This is a genomic window from Paenibacillus sp. LHD-38, from assembly GCF_031157315.1.
GTDB lineage: Bacteria > Bacillota > Bacilli > Paenibacillales > Paenibacillaceae > Pristimantibacillus.
On record NZ_JAVIFU010000138.1, the window covers coordinates 1 to 937 of the forward strand.

The 937-nt window shown below is 49.2% G+C and carries 1 protein-coding gene and 2 pseudogenes; all 3 read right to left on the minus strand.

The window, feature by feature from the left end:
* Positions 1–255, minus strand: a pseudogene (locus RCO25_RS34605) (helix-turn-helix domain-containing protein); the annotation flags it as partial.
* 107 nt (positions 256–362) lie between these two features.
* Positions 363–707 (minus strand): transposase, encoded by a 345-nt coding sequence (locus tag RCO25_RS34610; RefSeq protein WP_309000572.1) that lies wholly within the window; start codon positions 705–707, stop codon positions 363–365.
* A gap of 3 nt (positions 708–710) precedes the next feature.
* A pseudogene (locus RCO25_RS35180) lies at positions 711–860 on the minus strand (transposase); the annotation flags it as partial.
* Positions 861–937: the final 77 nt, after the last annotated feature.

Genomic DNA, 937 nt, shown 5'->3' on the forward strand with positions numbered 1-937 from the left:
CTTACTGCGTCCACGATAATGCTGCTGCTTGTACTGATGCATAACGCGATAGAAGGTAGACTCCGATGCTAGATAGATTCCAAGATCCGCTAGTCTGGGAACAATCTGACTGGGTGGTAAGCTTTTGAACTCGGGTTGATTAATGACTTCAATAATTTTTCGCTGTTCCAAAACGCTAAGCTTATTGGCCGGTGCTTGACGCTTGGCGTGAAGACGTTGATCATCGCGAGCGCCCTGTCTGCGCCAGCGCTGCAAAGTGCGCTGTGTCAGCCCAAGCTCGATACACGCTAAGCGCTCTCTTGCACCTGCCTCTACAGCTTCTTGAATCAGTGAAAGGGCTAACTGACGATCTAGGACACTGATCAGTCTTCCTCTTGGTCCCCCCAGATCGCTCGGGCCTTTTTTCGCAGCACCAATAAGGCGGCTGTTTCCGCCAATGCGGCTTCTTTCCGTTGTAGTTCACGAGCGAGTTCCTTGACTTCACGGTCTTTGTCTCGCAGCTCTTTTTGTAGTTGATTCGCTTGCTCTGCAATACCGCCATTCGCTTGCATGCAAGCATTACGCCATGCTTGCACTTGCTCGACATACAAACCTTTCGCACGGCAGTACTCCGACAGTTCAATCTCGCTTAATGCAGCCGTTTCCACCACGATGGAAAACTTATCTTGCGTGCTCCATCTCTCTGTTTCTGTGTTCCCACTAGGCATAGCGACTCCACTCGCCCTAGCCTTTGTTCTCCATTTGTATAGCGTTGTTTCTGATATTCCGCTATCCTTTGAAATCCTACTTATGGATTCGTTGTTCGGTGGCATCATTCGCTGTACTAGCTGTTGCTTTATCTCTTTTCCCAGTCTTGTCATTGTCCTCCACCTCAGCCTCTCTTTTTACCCACTATACTTTCTATTGAGGGGTACGACAACTATTCTGACACAGGGGG

Excerpts from the sequence above, each read along its gene's own strand:
- RCO25_RS34610 (WP_309000572.1), bottom strand. The coding sequence starts at position 707 with ATGCCTAGTGGGAACACAGAAACAGAGAGATGGAGCACGCAAGATAAG.